The 23,844-nt window shown below is 44.2% G+C and carries 22 protein-coding genes; 12 read left to right on the top strand and 10 right to left on the bottom strand.

Annotation, left to right across the window (positions count from 1 at the left end):
- Positions 1–116 precede the first annotated feature (116 nt).
- Complete coding sequence (gene gloB / locus QUB52_RS22470; protein ID WP_332972564.1) at positions 117–890, bottom strand: hydroxyacylglutathione hydrolase; 774 nt, start codon at positions 888–890, stop codon at positions 117–119.
- Between the two features lie 224 nt (positions 891–1,114).
- On the opposite strand from gloB, the gene QUB52_RS22465 reads away from it, so the two are divergent.
- From QUB52_RS22465 to dnaG, 9 genes are all read left to right on the top strand, one after another.
- A complete protein-coding gene (locus QUB52_RS22465) occupies positions 1,115–1,318 on the top strand; it encodes a hypothetical protein (protein WP_265235350.1) in 204 nt (67 codons plus the stop codon).
- Between the two features lie 310 nt (positions 1,319–1,628).
- The gene (gene galE, locus QUB52_RS22460; RefSeq protein ID WP_332972565.1) at positions 1,629–2,630 is read left to right on the top strand and encodes a UDP-glucose 4-epimerase GalE; all 1,002 of its coding nucleotides are present in this window, start codon (positions 1,629–1,631) and stop codon (positions 2,628–2,630) included.
- Positions 2,631–2,816: 186 nt separating this feature from the next.
- The gene (locus QUB52_RS22455; RefSeq protein ID WP_332972566.1) at positions 2,817–3,653 is read left to right on the top strand and encodes an alpha-1,2-fucosyltransferase; all 837 of its coding nucleotides are present in this window, start codon (positions 2,817–2,819) and stop codon (positions 3,651–3,653) included.
- 17 nt (positions 3,654–3,670) lie between these two features.
- Positions 3,671–4,507: a hypothetical protein gene (locus QUB52_RS22450; protein WP_265235347.1), complete on the top strand. Its 837-nt coding sequence runs from the start codon at positions 3,671–3,673 to the stop codon at positions 4,505–4,507.
- Between the two features lie 289 nt (positions 4,508–4,796).
- A complete protein-coding gene (locus tag QUB52_RS22445; RefSeq protein WP_265235346.1) occupies positions 4,797–5,948 on the top strand; it encodes a glycosyltransferase family 4 protein in 1,152 nt (383 codons plus the stop codon).
- A gap of 92 nt (positions 5,949–6,040) precedes the next feature.
- Positions 6,041–8,044, top strand: a complete 2,004-nt coding sequence (locus QUB52_RS22440; RefSeq protein WP_265235345.1) for an ABC transporter ATP-binding protein — start codon at positions 6,041–6,043, stop codon at positions 8,042–8,044.
- An 18-nt stretch (positions 8,045–8,062) separates the two neighbouring features.
- Positions 8,063–9,262: a glycosyltransferase family 4 protein gene (locus QUB52_RS22435; RefSeq protein ID WP_332972567.1), complete on the top strand. Its 1,200-nt coding sequence runs from the start codon at positions 8,063–8,065 to the stop codon at positions 9,260–9,262.
- Positions 9,263–9,347: 85 nt separating this feature from the next.
- Complete coding sequence (locus QUB52_RS22430) at positions 9,348–10,298, top strand: glycosyltransferase family 10 domain-containing protein (RefSeq protein WP_332972568.1); 951 nt, start codon at positions 9,348–9,350, stop codon at positions 10,296–10,298.
- A 313-nt stretch (positions 10,299–10,611) separates the two neighbouring features.
- Positions 10,612–12,609 carry a DNA primase gene (dnaG, locus tag QUB52_RS22425; protein ID WP_265235342.1) on the top strand — a complete coding sequence of 666 codons (1,998 nt, stop codon included), beginning with the start codon at positions 10,612–10,614 and terminating at the stop codon, positions 12,607–12,609.
- A 45-nt stretch (positions 12,610–12,654) separates the two neighbouring features.
- Here the strand turns inward: dnaG and QUB52_RS22420 are convergent, their stop codons facing one another.
- On the bottom strand, positions 12,655–13,167 hold the full coding sequence (locus QUB52_RS22420; RefSeq protein ID WP_265235341.1) for a pentapeptide repeat-containing protein: 513 nt from the start codon (positions 13,165–13,167) through the stop codon (positions 12,655–12,657).
- 14 nt (positions 13,168–13,181) lie between these two features.
- Here QUB52_RS22420 and QUB52_RS22415 point away from each other — a divergent pair, with 14 nt between their 5' ends.
- Positions 13,182–13,751 (top strand): YraN family protein, encoded by a 570-nt coding sequence (locus QUB52_RS22415; RefSeq protein ID WP_332970384.1) that lies wholly within the window; start codon positions 13,182–13,184, stop codon positions 13,749–13,751.
- 47 nt (positions 13,752–13,798) lie between these two features.
- On the opposite strand, the gene QUB52_RS22410 is transcribed toward QUB52_RS22415, so the two are convergent.
- Both QUB52_RS22410 and QUB52_RS22405 read right to left on the bottom strand, forming a co-directional pair.
- Positions 13,799–13,921, bottom strand: coding sequence for a hypothetical protein (locus tag QUB52_RS22410; protein WP_265235339.1), 123 nt, complete (start codon positions 13,919–13,921; stop codon positions 13,799–13,801).
- Positions 13,922–13,947: 26 nt separating this feature from the next.
- Positions 13,948–14,337: a hypothetical protein gene (locus QUB52_RS22405; RefSeq protein WP_265235338.1), complete on the bottom strand. Its 390-nt coding sequence runs from the start codon at positions 14,335–14,337 to the stop codon at positions 13,948–13,950.
- 155 nt (positions 14,338–14,492) lie between these two features.
- On the opposite strand from QUB52_RS22405, the gene queA reads away from it, so the two are divergent.
- Positions 14,493–15,617, top strand: a complete 1,125-nt coding sequence (queA, locus tag QUB52_RS22400; RefSeq protein ID WP_332970385.1) for a tRNA preQ1(34) S-adenosylmethionine ribosyltransferase-isomerase QueA — start codon at positions 14,493–14,495, stop codon at positions 15,615–15,617.
- A 152-nt stretch (positions 15,618–15,769) separates the two neighbouring features.
- Here queA and rpmF read toward each other — a convergent pair whose 3' ends face one another.
- From rpmF to QUB52_RS22370, 6 genes are all read right to left on the bottom strand, one after another.
- Positions 15,770–15,943, bottom strand: a complete 174-nt coding sequence (gene rpmF, locus QUB52_RS22395) for a 50S ribosomal protein L32 (RefSeq protein WP_006632406.1) — start codon at positions 15,941–15,943, stop codon at positions 15,770–15,772.
- Positions 15,944–16,310: 367 nt separating this feature from the next.
- The gene (locus QUB52_RS22390; protein ID WP_332970386.1) at positions 16,311–18,200 is read right to left on the bottom strand and encodes a hypothetical protein; all 1,890 of its coding nucleotides are present in this window, start codon (positions 18,198–18,200) and stop codon (positions 16,311–16,313) included.
- 153 nt (positions 18,201–18,353) lie between these two features.
- Positions 18,354–19,337, bottom strand: a complete 984-nt coding sequence (locus tag QUB52_RS22385; RefSeq protein ID WP_265235331.1) for a GntR family transcriptional regulator — start codon at positions 19,335–19,337, stop codon at positions 18,354–18,356.
- Between the two features lie 341 nt (positions 19,338–19,678).
- Entirely contained in the window at positions 19,679–21,244 is a 1,566-nt protein-coding gene (locus QUB52_RS22380) for an adenylate/guanylate cyclase domain-containing protein (protein WP_442923167.1), read from the bottom strand.
- A gap of 185 nt (positions 21,245–21,429) precedes the next feature.
- Positions 21,430–22,815, bottom strand: a complete 1,386-nt coding sequence (locus tag QUB52_RS22375; protein WP_265235328.1) for an aminopeptidase P family protein — start codon at positions 22,813–22,815, stop codon at positions 21,430–21,432.
- Between the two features lie 114 nt (positions 22,816–22,929).
- The gene (locus QUB52_RS22370; protein WP_332972570.1) at positions 22,930–23,058 is read right to left on the bottom strand and encodes a hypothetical protein; all 129 of its coding nucleotides are present in this window, start codon (positions 23,056–23,058) and stop codon (positions 22,930–22,932) included.
- 150 nt (positions 23,059–23,208) lie between these two features.
- Here QUB52_RS22370 and QUB52_RS22365 point away from each other — a divergent pair, with 150 nt between their 5' ends.
- A complete protein-coding gene (locus QUB52_RS22365) occupies positions 23,209–23,652 on the top strand; it encodes a DUF4332 domain-containing protein (protein WP_332972571.1) in 444 nt (147 codons plus the stop codon).
- The last annotated feature ends 192 nt before the right edge of the window (positions 23,653–23,844 follow it).

The raw sequence follows: 23,844 nt of genomic DNA, 5'->3' as shown, positions 1-23,844 counted from the left end.
CTGATTAATTATACGGACATAATTCAGAAGAAATTTTAATTAAAACAGGGTAACAATTCAATCTCAGAGAGATGTCAAAGCCTGTACAATTATTCTATCGTCGCCCTTGGTATTCGTCAAAACCTGTCTTTCATGCCGCGCAATCGAGCGAAGGTTTGGACAGGATCGCGGGTGTTTGCCGCTGATTGGAGGTTGGGAAAATCCCAGCGCAAAAATGGGTTTGTGCTTTTTTCGATGCCGATCGATGATGGTATTGTAGGTTGCGATCGACTCCGAGCCTCTTTGACTTCGCCCAAACGCTGCTGCAAATCGGGATTGTCACCATCTACGCCGATCGCAAATTGCAAGTTTGTCAGCGTGTATTCGTGGGCACACCAAACTCTCGTATTGTCGGGCAGGTTTCGCAATTGTTCGAGGGAGGCTAGCATTTGAGCCGGAGTGCCTTCTTTCAGTCTGCCGCAGCCTCCAGCAAATAAGGTGTCCCCACAGAACAATTCGCCGGTTTCCCCTTGGTTTCGCGCGGGGAAGTAGTAGGCTATGTGAGCTTTTGTGTGGCCTGGTACGAAGAAGACTTCGGCGGTTCTGCCGGCAAATTCTACGCGATCGCCCCCTTGCAAAAATACTTGTTGTCCGGGAATTCTGCCTCTGTCTTGTGCGCCGCCGTAAACTTTAATTTGGGGAAAGCGATCGATCAGTTGCTGGTTGCCGCCTATGTGGTCGTTGTGGTGGTGCGTGTTGAAAATTGCTGTTAATTCGGCTCCGAGCGATCGCACGTGCTGCAAGACCGGTTCTGCTTGGGCTGGATCGACGACGGCTGCTATGTTGCGATCGGGGTCGTGCAGCAAGAAAATGTAATTGTCGGACAGTACCGGGATTCGATAAACCTGCATATAAAACTGCCTCTATCGGAAAATTATTATAGAATTTGATTAGTGTGAGAGCTATACAAAAGCAAAATGCTGAATGTTCAACTCCGCGCATCTATCTTTGGAAGTACAACTATGATACATTATTTATGCTGTTCCACAAATAAACTTGTGGTCTGGTATGCACGATTTTTGGATCAAGAACTGCCACCAGCTTTAATTATTCTGACATAAATGCGATCGAATAAATGCGAACATCTCCAAACAAATCCAATTTAACAATTTCTCAAATGGTCGATCGAATTGTCGCGTCTGGCAAGATTGCTCGCCGAGAACATTTAGTTTTAACATCTACTATCCTATCTGATGATAGAATTTCCGAGGAGGATCGATATCAAATCAATCGGATATTTGATTATATCCAAATTGGTCGCCTCAAGTTTATCGATTGAATTTTTCAGTTGACAGTTGACAGTTGCAGTAGTTAAATCAGCTCCCCCCTAGCCCCCCTTAAAAAGGGGGGAACAAGAGAATTCTCAAATCCCCCCTTAAAAATGGGGAACAAGAGAATTCTCAAATCCCCCCTTAAAAATGGGGAACAAGAGAATTCTCAAATCCCCCTTAGAAATGGGGAACAAGAGAATTCTCAAAGTCCCCCTTCTTAAGGGGGATTTAGGGGGATCTCCGGGGAATAAGCAGGCTTAACTAAACCCTGTTCACAATACAATCTACCGTTGCAGTTACCAAACAACCCAAAATAAAATGAGTACAGAAAAACCAACAATTTTGGTGACAGGCGGAGCAGGATATATTGGCTCTCACGCAGTATTAGCACTGAAAAACGCAGGTTACGGTGTGATAATTTTGGATAATTTAGTCTACGGACACCAAGACTTAGTAGAGCAGGTTTTGCAAGTGGGATTAGTAGTTGGCGATACCAACGATCGCGCCCTACTCGACAACCTATTCGCCAGCCACGATATTGCTGCGGTGATGCACTTTTCAGCTTACGCTTACGTCGGCGAATCTGTTACCGATCCAGCTAAATATTACCGCAACAATGTCATCGGCACGATTACACTTTTGGAAGCAATGATCGCTGCTGGTATCAAGAAATTTGTGTTTTCTTCTACTTGCGCGACTTACGGCGTACCTGAGCAAATCCCGCTCACCGAAGACCATCCACAAAATCCGATCAATCCCTACGGTGCTACTAAGTTAATGGTAGAACGGATTTTATTGGACTTTGACCCTGCGTACGATTTCAAGTCTGTTTGTTTCCGCTATTTTAACGCGGCTGGGGCAGATCCGAACGGGTTGTTAGGAGAGGATCACAATCCAGAAACTCACCTAATCCCGCTGGTGTTATTCGCTGCTTTGGGGAAACGAGATTCAATCTCGATTTTCGGCACCGATTACGATACTCCTGACGGTACTTGCATTCGGGATTACATTCATGTAAACGATTTGGCGTCTGCTCACATTTTGGGATTGGAATATTTGTTAAATGGTGGCAAATCTGATTTCTTTAATTTGGGCAACGGCGGCGGATTTTCGGTAAAAGAGGTGATAGAAACGGCTCGCCAAGTGACGGGAAAAGAGATTAAGGTTGTTGAGTGCGATCGGCGTCCGGGAGACCCGCCTGCTTTAGTTGGCAGCAGCGAGAAAGCCATCAAAACCTTGGGTTGGTCTCCAGAATATCCCGACATTAAGGATATTATATCCCATGCTTGGCAGTGGCATCAAAAACGCCACTCTCCTTAATATGTAGGGTGCTTATGGCGCACTTTACCATTACAGCAAAGTTTGATTTAATTGTTGTGGGGTGGGCGGGACGCCCGCCCCAAAAATACAATATGCTAAATGCTAATAATATCTGCTAAATCGGGACAACTCGGAAACCGACTGCTACTTTTTGCTAATTTCATTGCTTGGGCGATCGAGCATAATTTGATTGTTCTCAATCCTGCTTTTGACGAATATGCAGAATTCTTTGTGGGAACCGCTGGTGATTTTTTGTGTTGTTATCCTCCTCCATATTTTACCGCAGCAGGTAACAAGCTTGTTAGAAGCAAATATTACAAATTAGTTAAGTATTTAAGCAACAAAAAAACATTAAATACGCAAAAAATAACCCGACAACAACCTTTTAGTTGGCTCAAATATCAGGAAATTGAACAAATCAAGCACGGTTCAATTATTTTTTTTCAAGGCTGGCTATTTCGAGATGGCTGGTTTGTAGAAGATCTGCCCAAGTTACACAAGTACGCCGACCCGATTAGAGCATACTTTACACCATTAGAGCGATATAGAATCAATGTAGATCGTTTGATATTAAATTTAAAAAATAATTCTGATATGCTCGTGGGAATTCACATCCGCCAAGGGGATTATGCTGAGCATCAAAAGGGGAGATACTTTTACACAACTGAGCAATATTTAAAATTCATGAATTCTGTGGTAAGGCTATTTGAAGGAAAAAAAATCAAGTTTTTGATTTGTTCTAATATTACACAAAATCCGAGTTTATTTGATAATTTTAACTGTGGATTTGGCAGTGGTCATTTAATTGAAGATATGTATGCTTTGGCTGAGTGCGACTATGTTGTCGGGCCACCTAGCAGTTATACTATGTGGGCTTCTTTTTATGGAGATAAACCTCTTTACATGATCCGCAATGTCAATAAAACAATTAACCTGAAAGATTTTGTACATTTTTATGAATGGCAAGGAATTTTTCACGATCGAGATGACTGGAGTGAGAGCTTTTGGGAGTGGACACACTGAGGTAAATAAGTAAATCAATGAATTCAAATAAATTAGCAGTCAAGGGATTTATCACTATATTAACTGGTCTTTACTCTTTCCAGGATTGCGTTCATTTTTTGGCGTCTGTCAGGAAGTTTCACCGCGAACCCATTATTATTTTAATAGATAGAGTCCCTCAATTTTTATATCCTTTACTTCTGCTGTTTGGAAATGTCATATTGAAACCTGCACCGTCTCACGAAAATCCGGTTTTAGCGTCGCGGCAAGCTAAGCTGGCTTTGTACGGGGAATCTTTATTTGAGAAAACTATTTATATGGATTGTGATATTTGTTTGCTGTCGCCAATTGATGAGGTGTTTGATCTTCTTGATGGGGTGGATTTGTTGGTGACTGAAGATGTGCAGCCGGCGATTGCTAAAGCTGCAAATTTATTAAGAGTCAAGCAGGATATTCTGTCAACTTTGCAGTCTGTCGGGTTGCCGCTAAATGAAAATAGCATTCAATACAATGGCGGATTTATCGCTTTTACGAAAAGCAGTAAAACTCAGGAATTGTTTATAAACTTTAAGAAATATTTCGACATGGTAGTGGCGCATCAAAATGTGCTACTATTGAAAGACCAGGGAGCTTTTGCGGCGGCTGTTGAATCGGTGAAACCGAAAATGACAACTTTGTCCCCGGTTTACAATTACTTGGATAAGTGGAAAGATGTTTATGCGATCGACAAACCGATTAAAGTAATGCACTGCACTTATCCTTACCGCCCTCAGTACGCGAAGAACGTGACGCGATCGTTCTTGACTCAAATAGTCGATCGCACTGCTAAAATATTTTTACCAAATCAACTTAACAATCCCTGGCGTTTTAAATAATTAAAGTTTGTTGGTAAACTGCATCAAAAACAACAAAAATTAGCCCAAAATAAAAAAAATTAGCCTCAACATATCAGAAAATATATCTAAAAATTCACCTAGGAGAATTATTGATCGAGTGAATAACAGTTCTGGATTCATCACTTTTTTTTGCCAAAATACTTCCTTGCTGCCCTTTGTCCTAGTTAAAAACCCGGTTTCTTTGGTCGGGAGTGCGTGACTACCCATCGCCTTGACAAAAGCTCGGTTAAGTAGGAAAATCAAACAAATGTTATAAACAAAATACTCAGTGAAAGTTTCATTAGTAGTGAGCGATTTGTCAGGAGCAGGTGCAATTCGTGCTTTTTTATTAGCTCAAGTCCTGATAGAGCTTCAATGTGATGTAGAAGTTGTTGGATTTCAGTTTGGCAAGGAATTGTATGCTATTCCTCCCCGAAATATCCGGGTATGTGCGATACCTGGTAACAATTATCCGGGGTTTTTGAGGGATGCTCAAAAACTTTGGAAAAAAATAGATGGGGATATTATTTATGCAGTCAAACCTAAACCTACAAGTTTTGGGTTATCACTGCTAAAAAAACTGACGACTCGCCACTTTCTAATTTTAGATATAGATGACTGGGAACTGAGCTGGTACGGCGGAGATGAATGGAAATACCGTCCTTCTTTCAAACAACTTTATCGAGATATTTTTAAACACAACGGTCAATTGAGAGAACCAGATAATCCGCTCTATCTCAAGTGGATGGAAAGTCTCATCCACCGTGCTAATGCAGTCACCGTTCATACTGAGTTTTTAAAACAGCGTTTTGGTGGTGTATATTTGCCGAATGGTAAGGATACTGTAATGTTCGACCCTGCTAAATACAATCCTGAATTGAGCAGACAGCGTTACGGCTTGTCCGGGTATAGAGTTCTGATGTTTCCGGGGGCACCGCGACCTCATAAAGGCGTGGAGGATGTTTTGATGGCGCTTGAACAGTTAAATGAGCCCGATTTAAAATTAGCGATCGTCGGCGGGAGTCCTTATGATGATTATGATGATAAACTTGTGAAACAATGGGGGCGTTGGATTATTAAACTGCCAAGGTTTCCAGTGGAGACGATGCCGTCGGTTGTAGCGGCGGCTCATGTTGTCGTTGTTCCTCAGCGAGAAACTCTCACAGCCGTGGCTCAGTTTCCGCTCAAGTTGACAGATGGCATGGCAATGGCTAAGCCTGTTTTGTCTACGCGAGTGGGGGATATTCCAACAATTTTAGGGGGAACGGGTTATTTAGTCGATCCGAGTTCTCCCGCTCAAATTTCACAAAAAATTCAATGGATATTTCAAAATTTGACAGCGGCTAATTTACAAGGAATGAAAGCTCGGGAAAGATGTATGAAAAAATATAGTATTCAAGCAATGAAACCGATTCTTTCAGATATAATCGCAGGTCTGTAAATGTTATTTTAAAACCACTCACGGGAGGAAGAAAAACTGTCTGTTATTAAAGAATATTTTGAGATGCCGTACTGTTTAGCTGGGAATGCTTCATGTCTGCAAATAAGCTACTCCTAAAATTTGCCAGACGATATCCCGGCAGGATTCTCTTAACTGTGATGCTGGGCTTTTCTGGCGCTTTATTTAACGGTATCAGCACTACTCTGATTGTACCAGTGCTTTTAAGTTTTTTAGAGGAAGCTATCGAGCTGCGTGGTGCTCCACCTCTAATTAAAACTTTGATGTATCCCTTTGAGGGAATGCCCGGAAATCAGCGTTTAATGCTGATGACCGGGGCGGTTGTGCTGGCAATTTTTTTAAAAAATGTTGCGAGTTATATCAATACTTTAGTAGCTACTTCTCTGACCCGCTCTCTGACTTTTGATTTGCGAGACGCAGGTTTGCGGTTGTTGTTAGAAGTAGATTTAGATTTTTACTCTAAAACTAAAGTCGGGGATTTAATTAATAGATTAGGCGGAGAGATTGGTCGGACTGCTAGTGCAGTTGGTACGGCCATCGGAATGTTTACTACCTCAATCACGGTTTTGGTTTTTGTGGGTCTGCTACTTTCTATCTCGTGGAAACTGACGGTGACAGCTACAGTTTTGCTGGCGTTAGTTGCTTGGACAAATCAATATATTATTAACCGTTCCAAGCATTTTGGCCACCTTCTTTCTGAAATGTCGAAAGATTATTCGGTTAGGGTGTTGGAAACGATTACAGGGATTCGGCTGGTTAAGTCAACGGGGAACGAGGAAAGGGAGTATCAGCGGATCAAGCATTTAATTCAAAGGCGAGAACAAGCGGATTTTCAGGCTCAGGTAAATTATGCGGCGATCGCCCCAATTAACGAAGTTGTTAATTTGATAGTTATAATTTTGATTGTATTTATAGGTCGCACAATATTTGCGAATGAGATAGAGTCTATTGCTACAATTTTATTAACCTATTTATTGGTACTGTTTCGATTAATCCCTTTAATTTCACAGTTGAATAGCGGGCGCAGTCAATTTGCTAATACGTCGGCTAGTGTAGAGGTGGTTAATGATTTTTTGAGCTGCGATGACAAGCCGTTTATGCTGAACGGTTCTGTGCCTTACACTCATTTGCGATCGGGAATCAGTTTTAATAAAATATCTTTTAGTTATCCGAATCACAAAAGTTTAGTCCTTCAAGGAATTGATTTATTTCTACCTTGCGGCACTACTTTGGCTTTGGTAGGAACTTCGGGTTCTGGGAAGTCAACTTTGGCAGATTTATTGCCGAGATTTTACGATCCTACAGAAGGTAATATCTCGATAGATGGCACGGATTTGCGCGAATTTGATCTAAAAAGTCTCAGAAAAGCGATGGGTATTGTTAGCCAAGATACGTTTTTATTTAATGCTTCTGTGCGCGAAAATATTGCTTACGCTAAGCCCCAAGCGACTGAGGCAGAAATTGTGCAAGCGGCACAGGGGGCGAATGCTTATGAGTTTATCGAACTGTTGCCGGAGGGGTTGGATACTCAAATTGGCGATCGCGGTGTGATATTATCGGGAGGGCAGCGTCAGAGAATTTCTATTGCTAGAGCTTTGCTGCAAAACCCGGAAATTTTGATTTTAGATGAGGCTACGAGTTCGTTGGATACGGTTTCGGAAAGGTATGTGCAATCGGCGATCGAGAAACTGAGTTGCGATCGCACAACCTTAGTGATCGCCCACCGCCTCTCCACAGTCCAAAAAGCCGACAAAATCGCCGTAATCGATCGCGGGCAAGTAGTAGAAATTGGCTCCCACGAAGAATTGCTCGCCAAGGGAGGTTACTACACTCGCTTGTATTCAATGCAATTTGCCGAAGAAACCGCTCGTGATGAAGCTTTAATTAGAGGTTCTTACGAAATTCGCACTCGCCTGACTCCGATGATAGCTTACCTGAAATTGCTAGTAGATGAAATGGTTGATTCTCCCGAAGAAAGAGATGAGTTAATCAGAGAATCATATCATTCGGCTGCTAATATTTTCACGACTTTAGAATTTATAGAAAGTACGATTAAGCGTCAGACAGTTAACAAGTAGAAAATCAGTTAAAAATCCATGTCTAAATATTATGTATTTTTTACCAGAAATACTTTACCGCAACCCAATGTAGCCAGCTTAGTTCAAGTTACCAACTCTGCCAATGCCGCCGCAAATCTCGGTTATCCAGCAGTTTTGGCATACCTCCGCAAAGGCTGGAGTGCTTTGAATCCGGTTGATTTGCTTTTTCCTTTTAGACCGAGAAAACCGGACGATCAACTTGCCAAAATTTACAATCTTCAGGAACAGCTAAAAGTAGCAGATTTGCCCGTACCGTGGCCGATCGACTTTTGGGACAGCAAGTGGACGAGTGCGAGTACAATAGTTTCAAAATACTATTTACCGATTCACCTGCTTAAATCGACAAAAATTGTCCACAGCCGCGACTGGAACTTTGTCAAAGCTGCCATCAAAAATGGAATTCCCGCTATCTACGAACAACATCACCATGAAAATAAGAAGTTTGAGCCGGAAATTGTTTGCAATCCTTTATTTCAAATTGCTGTAACTGTTGCTGATACTGTGCGACATACCATGATTGAGAATGGGATGCCAGCGGAAAAAGTCATTATGCTGCACAATGGTTTTAACCAGTTGTTTTTGGTGAGACAAACAGTCGCAGCGGAGAATTGGCGACAGCAATTATTAGCCGATGATAGGCAGTATTTAGCAGTTTACGCGGGCGGACTTTACCCATTTAAAGGTGTGGATATGTTGGTGGATGTGGCGCGGGAGTTGCCGGAAGTTCAATTTGCGATCGCCGGTGGTGACTCATCCCAAGTAACAGCATACCAGCAGCTAGCCACAGACAAGCAGGTCAAGAACATCAATTTTCTCGGCTACCTGCCTCAAAATCAACTAGCCAGCTTGCTGCAAGCGGCGGATGTTTTGACTCACCCTCACTGTCAGACAGAGGCTGCAACATTCACATCTCCTTTAAAATTCTTTGATTATATGGCATCGGGAACTCCAATTATAGCCACAGAAATTGCATCTTTAATGGAATTCAAATCTGGAAAAATAGCTGCAATTTGGTGCGAACCGGATAACCCATATAGGTTTGCGCAAAGCATTCGAGATAGTTTAGCCAAATATCCGAGGAGGAGCGAAGGTTATGCAGAAACATTATATTTTGTCAAGCAGTTTTCTTGGGAAAATAGAATAGAAAAAATTTTGAGTTATGTGGATGCGGATGTGCGATCGCAAATTATTTGTTAGATAAGAGTCGGCGGTTTAAACCGCGACTACACAAACAAAGTCTGCCTACCCAGACTCAAGAATAAAACCCGCAAAACATCAATTTATGACCCCAAAAATTATCGGCACAATTACCACATACCCAGGCATGAACCAAAGCGATTGGTTGTGGCAACAAACACCGGAAAATTTCGGAAAATGGGGCAACATTCAAATGCTCGCCAACCATCCAGAACCAGATTTTTTACTCATGTATCAATTCGACTTTCCCCGACAGCCCAAACAGCAGTCATGGCTCGACAAAATACGCCAATACAAGCATCAAAATCCAGATAATGACATTCGACATAAATTCCGCAACGTTCCCAAAGAACGCATTATCTACCTAATTAGAGAGCCACCTTTAGCAGAAGTAATTGAGATCACCAAAGCCAACTACGAACAAGCAAAACTTGATTGCGGTTACGTTTCCGGGCCCGACGACTTCGCACCCAAACCCGATTATATGCCCGCGATTTGGTATCACTCTAACTCATTTCGAGAATTGAACGAAATGCCACTACCAAATAAAACTAAATCCTGTTCTTGGATAACTTCGGGCGTTAGTCGCACCGCCAACCATCGGCGCAGATTAGATTTTATAAAATTGCTGCAAGAAGCAGAATTAGATTTTGACCTTTACGGGCGAAATTTGCCAACTTGGGCGTGGGGAAATGGCACGGTTAACAATAAATGGCACGCCGTCGCACCTTATTATTACAATTTGGCTATTGAAAATTATGCAGAAAATGATTGGTATGTCAGCGAGAAACTTTGGGATGCTTTGTTAGCTTGGAATTTGCCGATTTATTACGGCGGTGCGGCGGCGGATAAGTTGTTGCCTGCGGGAAGTTTTTTGCGCTTGCCTAGTTTGGATCAAAAGGGAGTAGAATTTATTAAAGAAGTGATTGCTACTGCGGATTATTGGCAAGAAGCGAGGGAGAAGATTGCTGAAGCTAGGCAAATTATTCTTCATGAATTGAACTTGCTTAATTGGCTATCCAATTTTGTATCTTAGGAAATAGTCGCTTGGTGGGGCGGGTTTATGTGAATTGTTTGTGGGAATTATAGATGGTTGGTCAACCCGCCCCTGGTAGGAGCGGGTTCAGCTAAGAGCACTCGTATACAAGCGAGAAGATGAGTACAAAACCCGCCCTCTCCTCATCTAATGTTTATTTGTAACCACCTACTTAAGACCAAATAAACCGAGTTTTTAAGCCGAAGATACGGGCTGTAACGAAATATTTTCATAAAAAACCCGGTTTCTACGAAAACTCAAATTGTGCGATCGTTCAAAATAAACATACTTTTAATTGTCATAAAATAGCCCTATGCAAGTTCCCAGGCTGCACCCAGAAACAATCGAAGAAGTCAAACAAAGAGCCGACATAGTAGACGTTATTTCCGGTCGAGTCATCTTAAAAAAACGCGGCAAAGAATTCGTCGGATTATGCCCATTCCACGACGAAAAATCTCCTAGTTTCACTGTCAATCAAGCCAAACAAATGTACTATTGCTTCGGCTGCGGTGCAGGCGGGAATGCCTTTAAATTCCTCATGGAATTAGACAAACGCTCTTTCAGCGAAGTCGTATTAGAACTAGCTAAAAATTATCAAGTCCCCATCAAAACAGTCGAACCAGAACACCGACAAGAATTACAGCGCCAAATTTCTCTGCGGGAACAACTTTATGAAATCTCAGCACTAACAGCCAAGTTTTACGAACACGCATTGCGGCAAACCCAAGGACAAGAACCCTTAGCATATCTCAAATCCGATCGCCAACTCAGCGAAGAAACTATCCAACAATTTCAAATAGGTTATGCACCCCAAGGTTGGGAAGCACTGTATAGTTATTTAGTAGAACAAAAAAACTATCCCGCGCAATTAGTAGAACAAGCAGGACTAATTGTACCACGCAAATCAGGCGGCAGTGGCTATTACGATCGCTTCCGCAACCGCATCATGATTCCCATTCGCGATACCCAAGGCAGAGTCATCGGTTTCGGCGGCAGAGCTCTCGGCGACGAACAACCGAAATACCTCAATTCTCCTGAAACAGAACTGTTCGATAAAGGTAAGACTTTATATGGCTTAGATACAGCCAAAACAGCCATTAGCAAAGCCGATCGCGCGATCGTCGTAGAGGGGTACTTTGATGCGATCGCACTTCAGGCAGCGGGCATCTCCAACGCCGTCGCCTCCCTCGGCACAGCCCTGAGTTTAAACCAAGTGCGGCAGTTATTGCGGTACACTGATTCTAAACAAATTATCCTCAACTTCGACGCCGACAAAGCAGGCACTAAAGCAGCAGAGCGCGCCATTGGAGAAATAGAACAACTCGCCTATCAAGGAGAAGTACAACTGCGAGTGCTCAACATTCCCGACGGCAAAGATGCCGACGAATATCTCAAAACATACTCCCCAGAACAGTATCGAGAATTGCTCGAAAACGCTCCATTGTGGATCGACTGGCAACTGCAACAAATGCTCGTCAATCAAGATTTGAAACAAGCAGATACTTCCCAGCAAATTACCAAAAAAATTATTAAATTATTAACCAATATTACTGATGACAATCAGCTATCACATTATCTACAAAAATGCGCCGAAATCCTCAGCAAAGGAGATTTTCGACTCACAAAAATGCTCGCCGAAAACTTATTAAATCAAGTAGTCAGCGATTGGGGACAGCGGCTGAGTCAAGACGAAGCTTTGACAATGCCTCTGTTAATTAGAAACAAGCTAAAGCCGAACAAACAATATAAAAAACAACGTACCAGCGAAAGCAAAAGCTCAAAAACAGGCTTTTCAGTAGCAGCCCGAAGTCTGTTAGAAGAAGCAGAAGCGCAATTATTGCAGATTTACTTACACTGTCCCGAATACCGCCAAGAAGTCAGAGAAGCCATAGAAGCTAGAGATGTGCAGTTTAGCTTGTCTCATCACAGATTTTTGTGGCACTTAATTTTGAATGCAGAAATATTGCACAACATCTATTTACAAGCAGCGCCTACTGAGTTAATATTGAAATTGCAAGATAGCTTCATTGAATATCCTACTCAACTCAATCAAATCTCCCATTTATTTCATTTAAACGAGTTTTCCGAAAGAAACGTTTATCGCGCGCCTTTAGTCATTCGATCTGCGATCGCCTGTATCGAGCAAATCATCAGCATCAAGCGGCGGAGAATTGCACTCGATATGTGGCAGAAAACCGATGCTGCCATAGAATATTACCAGCAACTCTGCGCCGAACAAGAATGGATAGAGGAATTAGAGCGGCTGCGTCAAGTTAATTTTTACGATTTAACCTCCGTACCTTGGGGCTAATAAGATTTTAAAAGACACGGCGGTTGAAACCGTACGTCCTATCTTTTAATAATCACAAAACAGAGTTTCGCGAGTCTCTCTCCCAGTCACCGGATTAGTACCTTTTGCGACTTTACAAAGTTTTTCGATCATATCGTCTCGCAGCAGTGTCTCAGTAAAATCAGCACCGTCAATCACAGCTCCTTCCAGTCTGGTATTGTAAGCAAAAGCACCCTCAAGGATAGCATTTGTTAAATTTGCGTTCATCATGCGAGCCAAATCCAAAGTCGCACCCCTTAAATTAGCGCCTTCTAAATTTGCCTCTTCCATATTGGCACCAAACAAGCTTACGCCTCGTAAATCTGCATTAGTAAAATTGCTGTTGCGAAGATTAGCTTTATTAAAACTGTCGTTAGTCAGAACTTGTCCACTAAAATCAGCGCCAACTAGAATTTCTTTGTCACGATCCAAGGCGAAAGCAGGTGCGGGATTGATGGCGATCGCCCCAGCGGCAATTACTGCTAAAATAATAAAACTCAGCAAGAAAGTATAAATATGTTGGCGAATTCCAGAAGTCATACAATTTAAAGCTAATGGGCAGCGATGAAAGTTCAGAATTGAATTTTACCAGAAAGCGATCCTCTTCCCTAGCTCCCGCCGACTCCAACTCTCCTCAATCCCCAAAATCTAGGGTTTTGGGCACATTGGGAGAAAACTTAGTCGCCGAGTGGTTACAGCAGCAAGGTTGGGAAATTCTGCATCGACAGTACCACTGTCGCTGGGGAGAGATTGACATCATTGCTCTCGGAAAAGATGAAGACAGCGCCAAAAAACCAGGCATTCCCAATCACCGATTCCCGACATTAGCCTTTGTAGAGGTCAAAACTCGCCGCCGCAGAAATTGGGATGCTGGCGGAATGCTGGCTGTTAGTGCCACAAAACAAGCCAAACTTTGGCAAACCGCCGAAATATTTTTAAGCACTCGTCCAGATTTAGCAAATAATTCTTGTCGCTTTGATGTCGCCCTAGTCAGGTGCGAACCCTCACGGCAAAACACGAAGCACATAGTACCACCCTTAACGGTGCCTAACTCTCAATCCGTCCTTGCCGGAAATTACCTGCTCACCCTGCAAGAATACATTCGATCGGCTTTTAGTAATTAGAAATGTCAAATTAAAAATTACACGGTAAAATCAAAAAGCAATGCCACTTAGTAATTTTTAATTGTTAACTTGCCCTTACTGCCGCCCATATCTCTCTTCAACTTTAACGGACGTGGAAACAGCGTTAAATCCTCTCCCCCGATCGCCTTCTCCCCCTCTCTCTCTGCCATCACAGTTAATTTATATGCGTAGCAGTCTAGGCCAAAGTTTCCGGGCAATATCCCAGACCCTTGACAAACTGTTGGCGAAACGCTTCAATTTCCTTACGGTCAGGACTGCCGTGACAAACCACTGCCACCTGGTAGCGACGCATCACGCTCAGCGGCGACTGTCCGGTTTCCAAACTCCAAAGTGCCATCTGCAAGCGAATTTCAGGATCGTAAGGAATCCCCAGTTCGTTCATAAAAGCCCGAAAATCTCCGTGCATTCCTGGAGTTAAATATTGGCTCATTTTCACCTTCACCACCCAGCCGTCTATTTGGTGAATAACAGTGATAAATTGCAAGGGAAGATGATGAGCTGTGCGTAGGTAATCCACGACTCTCAGAGTAAGGCTAGTATTGGCGATGTAGTAGAGGTATTCCATAACGATCCTTATGAGCCTTATGAGCAAAGCTGATGCTATACCTCTATACTCGCGGACTCTACCCGCCACCACAAGGGGAAAACCACCCGACTTGAGATGGGGGTTTTTACCCAATTTGTTACCCAGTTGACAGATTTTTGACAGGAATTCACCAGATGACAGAGATTGACTGGTCTTTGGACGGTTATGACTACGAACTTCCGCCCTCGCGCATTGCCCAAAATCCCGTAGTGCCGAGGGACAGTTCTCGGTTGCTGGTGGTAGACTCTCCCAGCAGTCACCAACACCGGATTTTCCGGGATTTACCCGATTTGCTAGAACCCGGAGACTTGCTGGTACTGAACAACACCCGCGTGTTGCCAGCGAGGCTCTACGGGCACAAACCCAACGGCCCGGCTGTGGAGATATTGTTGATGGAAGAACGGCAGCACAACTGCTGGCTCGCTTTGGTTAAACCAGGGAAACGCTTAAAATTAGGAGCAAAAATTGAGTTTGATCCACACTGTGAAGAATCCGCAGGCCCTTGCTGTTGCCTTCCCGACGCTGTGGCAGTCGATCGTCGATTGACTGCTACAGTAATTGCCAGGGATGAGTCAACAGGAGGACGGCTGTTAGAGTTTGACATCCCCACAGATGCGACTCTGGCGAAGTTTTTGGACGAATACGGCCATGTACCCCTGCCGCCATACATTGACAAGTCCCAAGCTTCGCCGGAACAGTACCAGACTGTTTATGCCGAAAAACCTGGGGCGGTGGCGGCCCCCACAGCAGGTCTGCACTTCACCGAAGAATTGTTTAGCCGCTTGGAGCAGCGGGGAATTGACAAAACTTTTGTCACCCTCCACGTCGGAGTAGGGACGTTTCGCCCCGTGGAGGTGGCAGACGTGACGACTCACCAAATGCACAATGAATGGGTGGAAGTATCGGCCGCCACCGTAGAGAAAATCCGCGAAACTCAAGCTAGAGGCGGGCGGATCTTTGCGGTGGGTACTACAGCAGTGCGAGCTTTAGAGGGATCTGCCGCGGCGAGTGGCGATTTTTCCTTGCAACCTTTTTGCGGCCAGACAAATTTGTTTATTTATCCCGGTTACAAGTGGCGGGTTGTGGACGGGATGATTACCAATTTTCACTTGCCGCGCTCTACTTTGATGATGATGTTAAGTGCGATGGTGGGAAGGCCTCGGCTGTTGGATTTATACCGAGAGGCGATCGATCACCAGTACAGATTTTATTCTTTTGGCGATGCCATGCTGATTTTACCGGATGTAAGGAAGGATTAACTCATATTTAGCACCATTCTCAAGCTTTCCTTTAGGGCGGCCCGAAGTGGCCACCCACAAGAAAATATATGTGTTGCTCAACAGCCAGGAAAGCCTGTCAACCGAGAATGGTGCAAAATATCAGAAATGCCAATGGTTAATTTTTAATCTATTTATTCTTCCTCCTCTTCTTCATTGCCGGGATACACAAAGCTGTTGGAACGCCCAGTCAGAACCGATTTGCCCAGGGACAGAGCTTTCTGAGCTGCCACTACAGCTTTGCGCTTCCATGTGGCCTTACGCATATTCTTCTTGGATTTGGAGGTTTTCTTCTTAGGGACTGCCATGACGCTAAATACTTTCGGATTGTATAGACAAACAAATATTCTAGCCGATTTTGCCTCACAGGCTCGATCGACTCTCCGACAACAATTGTTTGGGAAGTAGTATCAAGTAGTACGGTACATCAGCAGTTAGCTGCTCAAACAACACCTACAATCGCCAGACTAACGCACCCTACATTTAAATCCCTCAAGGGTGCACAGCGCGATCGGCTTCTCAAAAAACACCTAAAATCCCCGGCTGACGCACCCTACATTTAAATCTCCTACACCTAGTTTAGCCAGACAAGCTCAACCTAGCATCCCCACAAACAAGACGCGGCCGATATTAAGCTGAGCCAGGACGATCGCACTTCAACACACTTCAACGCACTTACTTCGGTTCGTGACTAGCAATCCGCTTACCATCGCCATCGTAAACCTGCATCGGAATTTTCGCGTTTTCGGCGATCGCCTCCAAGGCCTTTTGCAAAGTTTCAACGTGCTTTTCCACAGCTTGGCGAGTCTTAACAGAATTATTGTTATTTGCCTGAATGAAAGTTTGTTGCAACTTCTCCACATAACCGGGAGTCATCTGCACCGCAATCAAACCACTACTAACAGTATAATCGCAAATCTTCGGCTTGCCTTTGCAAGTTCTATCCAAATCCGTGCGCGCTTTTTGCAGATTCCTTTCTTCCCGCAACTTAACTTCAGCTTGCTGCAATGAAATTTTGTAGGATTCGATCAGCGGTTTAGCTTTTTGGGAATAAGAAGTAGCCACCGGAACTTGCTCGGCATAACTCAAAGCTCTCCGCCAGTTTTCTGATGCTTTAAACCAGCCGTTTTTGCCCTCAAAAATTCTAGCTTCTGCTGCTAAAGTCACAGCTTGAGTGTAGGCATTTTCCGAAATTCCTTCAACATTTTTGCGTTCGCGAGCTTGTGAAAGCTTGGTTTCGTATTTCGGAGCTAGCAGTTTACCTTGTTGATAGGATTGCGTATTGCCGGGAATTTCTGCTAGGGTGTCCAGAGCTTTTTCCCAACCTGCTTGCACTTGTCCCCATGTCTCGGCTGTCTGAGCTACTGCTTCGCGAGCTTCTGCTATTTGAGCTGTACTTTTGGCTGCGAGCAACGTTTTTTCGGCTTTTGTTTCTGCGCCCAGGAGCCGATTTCCACTTGCTAAATTCTTCCGGTATTCCTTCGTCTTTCTTTGAGCATACGGATAAACTGGGCTGTCTTTGGGGATTTCTCCGAGTTGAGCGATCGCACTTTGCCACAGAGCCTGCGCTTCCTTCGCACTCTCGGCAGAATAAGACGGATTTTCGGTTTTCCGGGCTGCCGACTGTGCCAGACGCGCTGCATCGATCGCAGATTGGATATTTTGATTTTGCTCGCGATAGCTTTCCAGGGCGGTTTGAGCCTCACTGCGATGAATTGACCAAGGGGGAATTGGTTCCAAAAGTGCGATCGCCCCTTTTAACTGTTCCTGCGCTTCTTCCGGGCTGTTAGCAACCTTGGAAGTTTTCAGCGTCCTTACCGAATTGTCGCTCAACTGTTTAGCATTAGCTAGTGCAGGGCATTCTCCGATCACACAGGGGCGGCTCAACAGGTAATAACCCCCTGCCAAAATTATCGCCGCCAAGCTGACGATTCCTGTCGCCGCCAGCACCGCCCACGGTGAATACTTTGGTGTTTGAGAAACTGTTACCGCTTCCATGTCTAGCGGATTGAAGGGATTTTCTGCAAAATCTCCAGGAATTGCAGCTACTCTAAAGGCGATCGGATCGGAATTGTTGGAACTCTCAGACAAATCAGGAAAATATTCATGATCTCCCTGCTCTTTAATATCTGTTTCTAACGGCATTTCCTCCGCTGCATCCGCCGTATCTGCCGCATTTGTTGCTAGCACAATCCCCGTTTCTGCTGCGGGTATTTCCTTGGTTTTCTTTCGCACTTCCACTGTTTTGGGTCTTGACAAAACAGGGTTGTGCATTGTAAAAGAATGGAAAGCATAGGGCTGTTTTTGCCCAGTCATTTTTAAGCAAAGTCCAATCTGTTGAATAGTTTCCGGTTCTATTTCGAGAATTGCTGCTTCTAGTACCGCAAAAGTCGGTTTAGCTTTGAGAACTAAACTGCGTGGGTGTTCTCCCACAACGGTTAAAGAATCATCTCGAAAATCGCAACTGATATAAAGCGGTAAATTTTTAAATCCGGCTGTTTGCAAGTGCTTTTGCAACTCTACTTCTAGAATTTGTGCCTTGCTTTGTCGCGCTGCTACTGTCATATTTTTCCTCTTTCTGATATCACCACATTTAGATTTGGTAATTGGTAATTGGTAATTGGTAATTAGACAATTATCTCCCAATCTCCCAATCTCCCAATCTCCCCCTCTTCCTTCTGTCAACTGTCAACTGTCAACTGTCCACTGTCAACTGACTTACCCCAAGCCCAACTCGCGCTTGAGCAAATTAATCGACTTAGATCCGATATAATTTTCGGAGCATACCAGTTGCGGGGGACGAATAATATCCTCTCTGGCGGCGTTAATGGCAGCTTTTACTGTAGCAAAGCTCGGTTGGTCGCAGAAAATTGTTCTCGCCGATCGCACGATCGAGTTAATCTTGTAGGCATCCGACAGCAAAGCCGTCATCACCAGCAAATCCTCGCCCCGGAGACTGTGGATAATCACTTCAGTCGATCGCAACATTCCCGAACTCAAACTGACGATACCCAAATAACTATCCTTAGGCAAATTCCCCACTAACTGAATTTCCTCAACATAATCATAGATGTCTACGGGAATCACTCGCACCGAACGCGGCGCCGAAATTAACTCCGCTTGTCCGATAAAATAACGACTGGTGATTACAGTTCCCGCAGAGATGTTATCCAGAAAAGTACCTAAATCTTCCATCGCTACTAACTGGATGGGAATCCGCAAAGCTTGTTCCAGTTCTTTCGCCATCAGCTCTCCCACGCCGATGTCTTCTGTGGGGGCTGTGACGACCACCCGCGCACTACACCTGAGTCGCCAGTCAATTTCTGCCAAAAATAATTCCCTTGCTTGGTTGAGCGTACAGCCCTGTCCCAGCAGTTGATCCATACTTTCTTGAATTATTTTGTTAGCGAGGGGATATTCATCAAGGATCGGGGATTTGAGTTTGCTGCCACCTTCGTGGCCTTGAGCGCGGACGTAAATGCCCGATCCGGCTTGGGCTTCTACAAGTCCGGTATTTTCGAGTTGTCGATATACTTTGCTGATGGTGTTGCGGTGCAAACCCGTCTGCATTGCTAGTTGCCTGGTACTGGGCAAGCGGTGTCCGGGTGGAAACTGGCGCGAGGCGATCGCAAACCTGATTTGATTGAATAGTTGCGTAGACGCTGGAATATCGCTATCTGTTTGAATATGAAACTGAACCATATTAAAGGCTCCGACGACTTCAACTTAGTATTTTTATAACGTCGAGTACCGCGCCTGGGATTGCTTGGATATCTCTGCGTGTGTATAGCATAATCTGATTTGGTTCATCTGTGACGGCGGTTTTGCTTAGTTTGCGATCGGGGCTGATTGGCGATCGATCGCAGCCTCCCGAATTCCCCTGATTGTTCAGGTACTTTCAAGTCTTAACTTTATAGCAACCGCCATCATCGTCAGGACATTCTTAATTGCTGAAATCCATGCGGTAAATCCGCTATTCCCTCTATCCGTGACCTCCGTTAAATCCCTTAAAAAATCCGTTGCCGAACTTCCCTATGCTATATTTACTCTCCGACTATTTCCATCTCGCTTGCTATCTTTCTACCAGTCATAAAATAAGTCCGCATTTCCCCTTTACCCTTAATTTCAATCAAGCCACGCTCTTCAAATTCATATTTATCTGACAGCAAATCGTAAGTATAAAAACTAACTTGAATGCGGCCGGGGATGCCGTGAGATTCCATGCGGCTGGCTGTATTTACTGCATTTCCCCACAAATCATAAATGAATTTTTTAGTACCGATTACCCCCGCCACCACCGGGCCGCTATTAATCCCAATGCGGATATCAAATTTTGCGTCTAGCTTCACATTTAATTCCTGAATTGCTACTAGCATATCCAGCGCCATTTCGGCGATCGCCTCTGCGTGATCTGGGCGTTCAATCGGAATACCGCCCGCTACCATGTAAGCGTCCCCGATCGTCTTAATTTTTTCCAACCCGTGCTTGTCAGTAAGTTGGTCAAAAGTTGAGAAAATTTCATTTAGCAAATGTACCAATTTAGTCGCGGACATAGTGGTAGAAATTTGGGTAAAATTCACCAAATCAGCAAAAAGAATTGTGGCTTTTTCAAACTTGTCTGCAATTACCCCCGGTTCACGCCTCAACCTGTTGGCGATCGGTTCTGGCAGAATATTTAGCAGTAAACTTTCAGTTTTTCTCTGTTGTTTCCTGAGTGCAGATTCCATCTGTTTGCGCTTGGTTATATCGTGAAAAAATACAGAAATGCCATCGTGACTGGGAAAAGCCCGGACTTCCAACCACACTTTTAAGGGACGATAATATTTATCAAAAGTCACTCCCACTTGTTTGGCTACAGCTTCATGACACTCTTCATAAAATACCGAACTTATTAAATCGGGAAACTCTTCCCAAAAAATTTCTCCAAAAAGTTCTTCCGGCGCACGCTGCAAAAATTGCGATGCTTTGTAATTGACGTAAGTAAACCGCCACTGGAGATCTAGAGCAAAAAAAGCATCGCTCATTCCTTCTAAAAAATTGACAATTTGCTCGTCACTAGAACGGAGTTTTGCTTCAACTTGTTGTTGCCGGATCTGGGCACGCTTTAATTTAGCATAATTAATTCGCAACTCCATTTGGCTAATAACTTGCCTTCCTAAAGTCCGCAGCGCTTCTAATTGTTCTGGCGTGAGATGGCGCGGAACTGTATCTATCGCGCACAAAGTGCCTATTGGAAAACCGTCAGAAGTTACGAGCGGCGCTCCAGCATAAAACCGAATATTGGGATTGGCAGTTACTAGCGGATTCCCCGCAAAGCGATCATCTTCGAGAGCATTGGGTATAACTAACAATTCGTTAGGATTTAAAATAGCGTGAGCGCAAAATGCTAACTCTCTAGGAGTTTCTACCGCGTCCAAACCGACTTTTGATTTAAACCACTGTCGGTTAGCATCTATTAAGCTGACTAAAGCAATAGGAGTGCCGCAAATGTGGGATGCTAAAGCTGTTAGATCATCAAAAGCTTCGTCGGCATCTGTATCGAGAATCTGGTAGCTGTGAAGTGCTTTTAGTCTCTCTTCTTCGTTGCTGGGCAAAGGTGCAGCTTGCATCGGCGGCGGCGAGGATATACGGTTGCGAAAAAATCGCGCAAGTCTCCGCGCTGCAAATTTTTGGACTTGCGCTGCTAGTTTTTCAACTAGCATCAAAATACCTGTTTGCCAAGCTTTGTTCATCTTTTTTTATCTTTTGTCTCGCCTGTTGGAACTGCGGACGATCGCCCTAATGCGATCTATCCCTATATACTTACCGCAACTAACTCCTCAATTTCCTGAGCTTTCGCTGGCAATTTCCCTGTTAATACTTCTCTACCCTCTTCGGTAACAAGTATATCATCTTCAATGCGTATGCCCCGCACGTCCGCGAATTTTTCCAACTCGTCCCACTTTACAAATTCTTTATATTTGGCGCGATTTTCAGAGTTATTCAAAATTGCCGGAACTTGATAAAAACCCGGTTCGATCGATACCAGCATTCCCGGACGCAAAACACGATTCAGCCGCAAAAATCCCAACCCAAACCGACTGCTTCTCGTTCTTCCTGCTGCATAGCCAGCCAAATCGCCCAAATCTTCCATATCGTGAACATCCAAACCGATTAAATGCCCGATTCCGTGCACAAAAAACAGCGCGTGAGCATCCATTGCTACCAAATCTTCAACATTCCCCCGCAAAATACCCAAATCAACCAATCCTTCTGCCATAATCCGAGCAGCTAACAGGTGAATATCTTGATATTCTACCCCAGGACTAATTTTCTCAATACAAGCATCGTGCGCTGCCAAAACTACATCATAAATCGCTCTTTGAGTCGGCGAAAACTTGCCGGAAACAGGCCAAGTGCGAGTCACATCAGCCGCCCATCCCATTGATGTTTCTGCACCGACATCTGCTAACAGCAAATCTCCTATTTGTAGCGGATTGTGATAATGTTCGCTGTGCAGAACTTCGCCCTGTACCGTGACAATACTCGGATAGGCACAGGTCATATTTTCCGAGATGATCACACTTTCCATTGCAGCGCGAATCCCCGCTTCGATTCGAGCATTTCGAGTTGCCGCCATACCCGCTTTGTGTGCTGCTACGGTGACAGCCGCAGCTTGACGCAATTCGACCAAACTGGCTGCATCGTGGCTCAGGCGCAGCGATACGACTGCCTGAGTCAATTCTAGATCGATGCCGGTTGGCGCTTTGGACGGTGCAAGAGCGCGATTTAGAATATCCGACTGTTGCAACCGAATCAAGCTATCCTGAAGGGCGATCGTTGCGCTATTTGTGGAGCGCGCTTTTAATTCAGTCATGGGGAAAGCAGCATCAGCCCCAATTAGTTCAGCAATTTCCGCTCTTTTCGGCATTTCCCCGTGCCAAAGTGTGCTACTAGGATCTGCATCATCTAAGAACAGTTCTAATTTGCCAGATTCTAAGCGAATCGCAGCATTTTCTAACGGCAAACCTGCAAAATATAGGAAGTGACTGCTGGCGCGAAAAGGGTAAACAAGTGCCGGATAATTCCGAGGAATGCTGCGCCCAGACCAGAGAATTACCGGAAAATTCACTAAATTGGCAAGTTTTTGCCGCCGTTGGTGTAAAGTAGTTCTTAACAAATCGTAGTTTTTAGTTTTCATCGGTAACAAGTGAAAATTTGAATTGGTTTGAAGTCAGGACTTCATTCCTTAGATTCTCAGCGTTAAAGCATTAAAGTCCTGACTTCAAATTTAGCAGCCATTTTCAGTAAAAGTCTAATCTTTATTTGATTTTTGGCTGCGATCTTTGGTACTATCTTGGCGATCGTCTTTGTCGTCATCGCCGACATGATTGTGCTCAGCAGGAACAGTGCCAGACTGCGAACACAAAAACGCTATAAGCATTACAGTGCAAGCAATATAGCAAAAATTGAACACCCGCAATCAGCCAAATTCGTTGGTTTGGTTGTTGTTGATTTTGCGCGCTAGGCGATCGCATCTATTGACGGTTTGATATTTTCGACTTTAAAGTATAAGTAAATCCACGTAAAAAACATGAAAACTTCTCACACAGCCTCTAAAACTTCCGCGCAAGTACGCGACTGGCCGATCGAACACTTACCAGGATTGACCAATGAAAACCAGTCTCAACTAGAAGAATGTGGCATCACCACAATCGGACAACTAATTCGGATGACGAAAACACAAGCAGCAAAAGTGTTGCTAGCACATCAATTACACATTAACGTTAAACATATTAATAAATGGGTAGCGATGGCAGAGCTGGCTCGAATTCCGAGCGTAGGCTGTCAATATTGCGGGCTGTTGCTGCACGCGGGCGTTGCTTCTGCAGCTCAACTGGCTCAAATGCCCGTGGAGAGGTTGCACCAACAAATCCTCAGACTCCATGTAGCCACAATGCAGCGCAATGATTTGACTCCTTCAGTCGATCGCGTGCAACAATGGATTCAACAAGCTAGATTAGTCAAGAGTCATTAGTCAAGAGTCATTAGTCATTAGTCATTAGTCAAGAGTCATTAGTCAAGAGTATATGAGTTCTTAAGACGTTTAGGAAGTTCTTAATTACTGAAGCTCGTACAGTCGATTCCTTCTTCCTTCTTCTTCCTTCTTCCTTCTTCCTTCTTCCTTCTTCCTTCTTCCTTCTTCCTTCTTCCTTCTTCCTTCTTCCTT

Source organism: Microcoleus sp. A6-C6 (assembly GCF_036705955.1).
Taxonomy (GTDB): Bacteria; Cyanobacteriota; Cyanobacteriia; order Cyanobacteriales; family Microcoleaceae; genus Microcoleus.
Note: the sequence above shows the minus strand (reverse complement) of the source record. Positions and strands in the feature narration are given on the sequence as shown.

Coding starts and splice junctions, on each gene's coding strand:
- gloB (WP_332972564.1), bottom strand. CDS start 890: ATGCAGGTTTATCGAATCCCGGTACTGTCCGACAATTACATTTTCTTG.
- QUB52_RS22465 (WP_265235350.1), top strand. CDS start 1,115: ATGCGAACATCTCCAAACAAATCCAATTTAACAATTTCTCAAATGGTC.
- galE (WP_332972565.1), top strand. CDS start 1,629: ATGAGTACAGAAAAACCAACAATTTTGGTGACAGGCGGAGCAGGATAT.
- QUB52_RS22450 (WP_265235347.1), top strand. CDS start 3,671: ATGAATTCAAATAAATTAGCAGTCAAGGGATTTATCACTATATTAACT.
- QUB52_RS22440 (WP_265235345.1), top strand. CDS start 6,041: ATGTCTGCAAATAAGCTACTCCTAAAATTTGCCAGACGATATCCCGGC.
- QUB52_RS22435 (WP_332972567.1), top strand. CDS start 8,063: ATGTCTAAATATTATGTATTTTTTACCAGAAATACTTTACCGCAACCC.
- QUB52_RS22430 (WP_332972568.1), top strand. CDS start 9,348: ATGACCCCAAAAATTATCGGCACAATTACCACATACCCAGGCATGAAC.
- dnaG (WP_265235342.1), top strand. CDS start 10,612: ATGCAAGTTCCCAGGCTGCACCCAGAAACAATCGAAGAAGTCAAACAA.
- QUB52_RS22420 (WP_265235341.1), bottom strand. CDS start 13,167: ATGACTTCTGGAATTCGCCAACATATTTATACTTTCTTGCTGAGTTTT.
- QUB52_RS22415 (WP_332970384.1), top strand. CDS start 13,182: ATGGGCAGCGATGAAAGTTCAGAATTGAATTTTACCAGAAAGCGATCC.
- QUB52_RS22410 (WP_265235339.1), bottom strand. CDS start 13,921: ATGGCAGAGAGAGAGGGGGAGAAGGCGATCGGGGGAGAGGATTTAACG.
- QUB52_RS22405 (WP_265235338.1), bottom strand. CDS start 14,337: ATGGAATACCTCTACTACATCGCCAATACTAGCCTTACTCTGAGAGTC.
- queA (WP_332970385.1), top strand. CDS start 14,493: ATGACAGAGATTGACTGGTCTTTGGACGGTTATGACTACGAACTTCCG.
- rpmF (WP_006632406.1), bottom strand. CDS start 15,943: ATGGCAGTCCCTAAGAAGAAAACCTCCAAATCCAAGAAGAATATGCGT.
- QUB52_RS22390 (WP_332970386.1), bottom strand. CDS start 18,200: ATGACAGTAGCAGCGCGACAAAGCAAGGCACAAATTCTAGAAGTAGAG.
- QUB52_RS22385 (WP_265235331.1), bottom strand. CDS start 19,337: ATGGTTCAGTTTCATATTCAAACAGATAGCGATATTCCAGCGTCTACG.
- QUB52_RS22380 (WP_442923167.1), bottom strand. CDS start 21,244: ATGCAAGCTGCACCTTTGCCCAGCAACGAAGAAGAGAGACTAAAAGCA.
- QUB52_RS22375 (WP_265235328.1), bottom strand. CDS start 22,815: ATGAAAACTAAAAACTACGATTTGTTAAGAACTACTTTACACCAACGG.
- QUB52_RS22370 (WP_332972570.1), bottom strand. CDS start 23,058: ATGCTTATAGCGTTTTTGTGTTCGCAGTCTGGCACTGTTCCTGCTGAG.
- QUB52_RS22365 (WP_332972571.1), top strand. CDS start 23,209: ATGAAAACTTCTCACACAGCCTCTAAAACTTCCGCGCAAGTACGCGAC.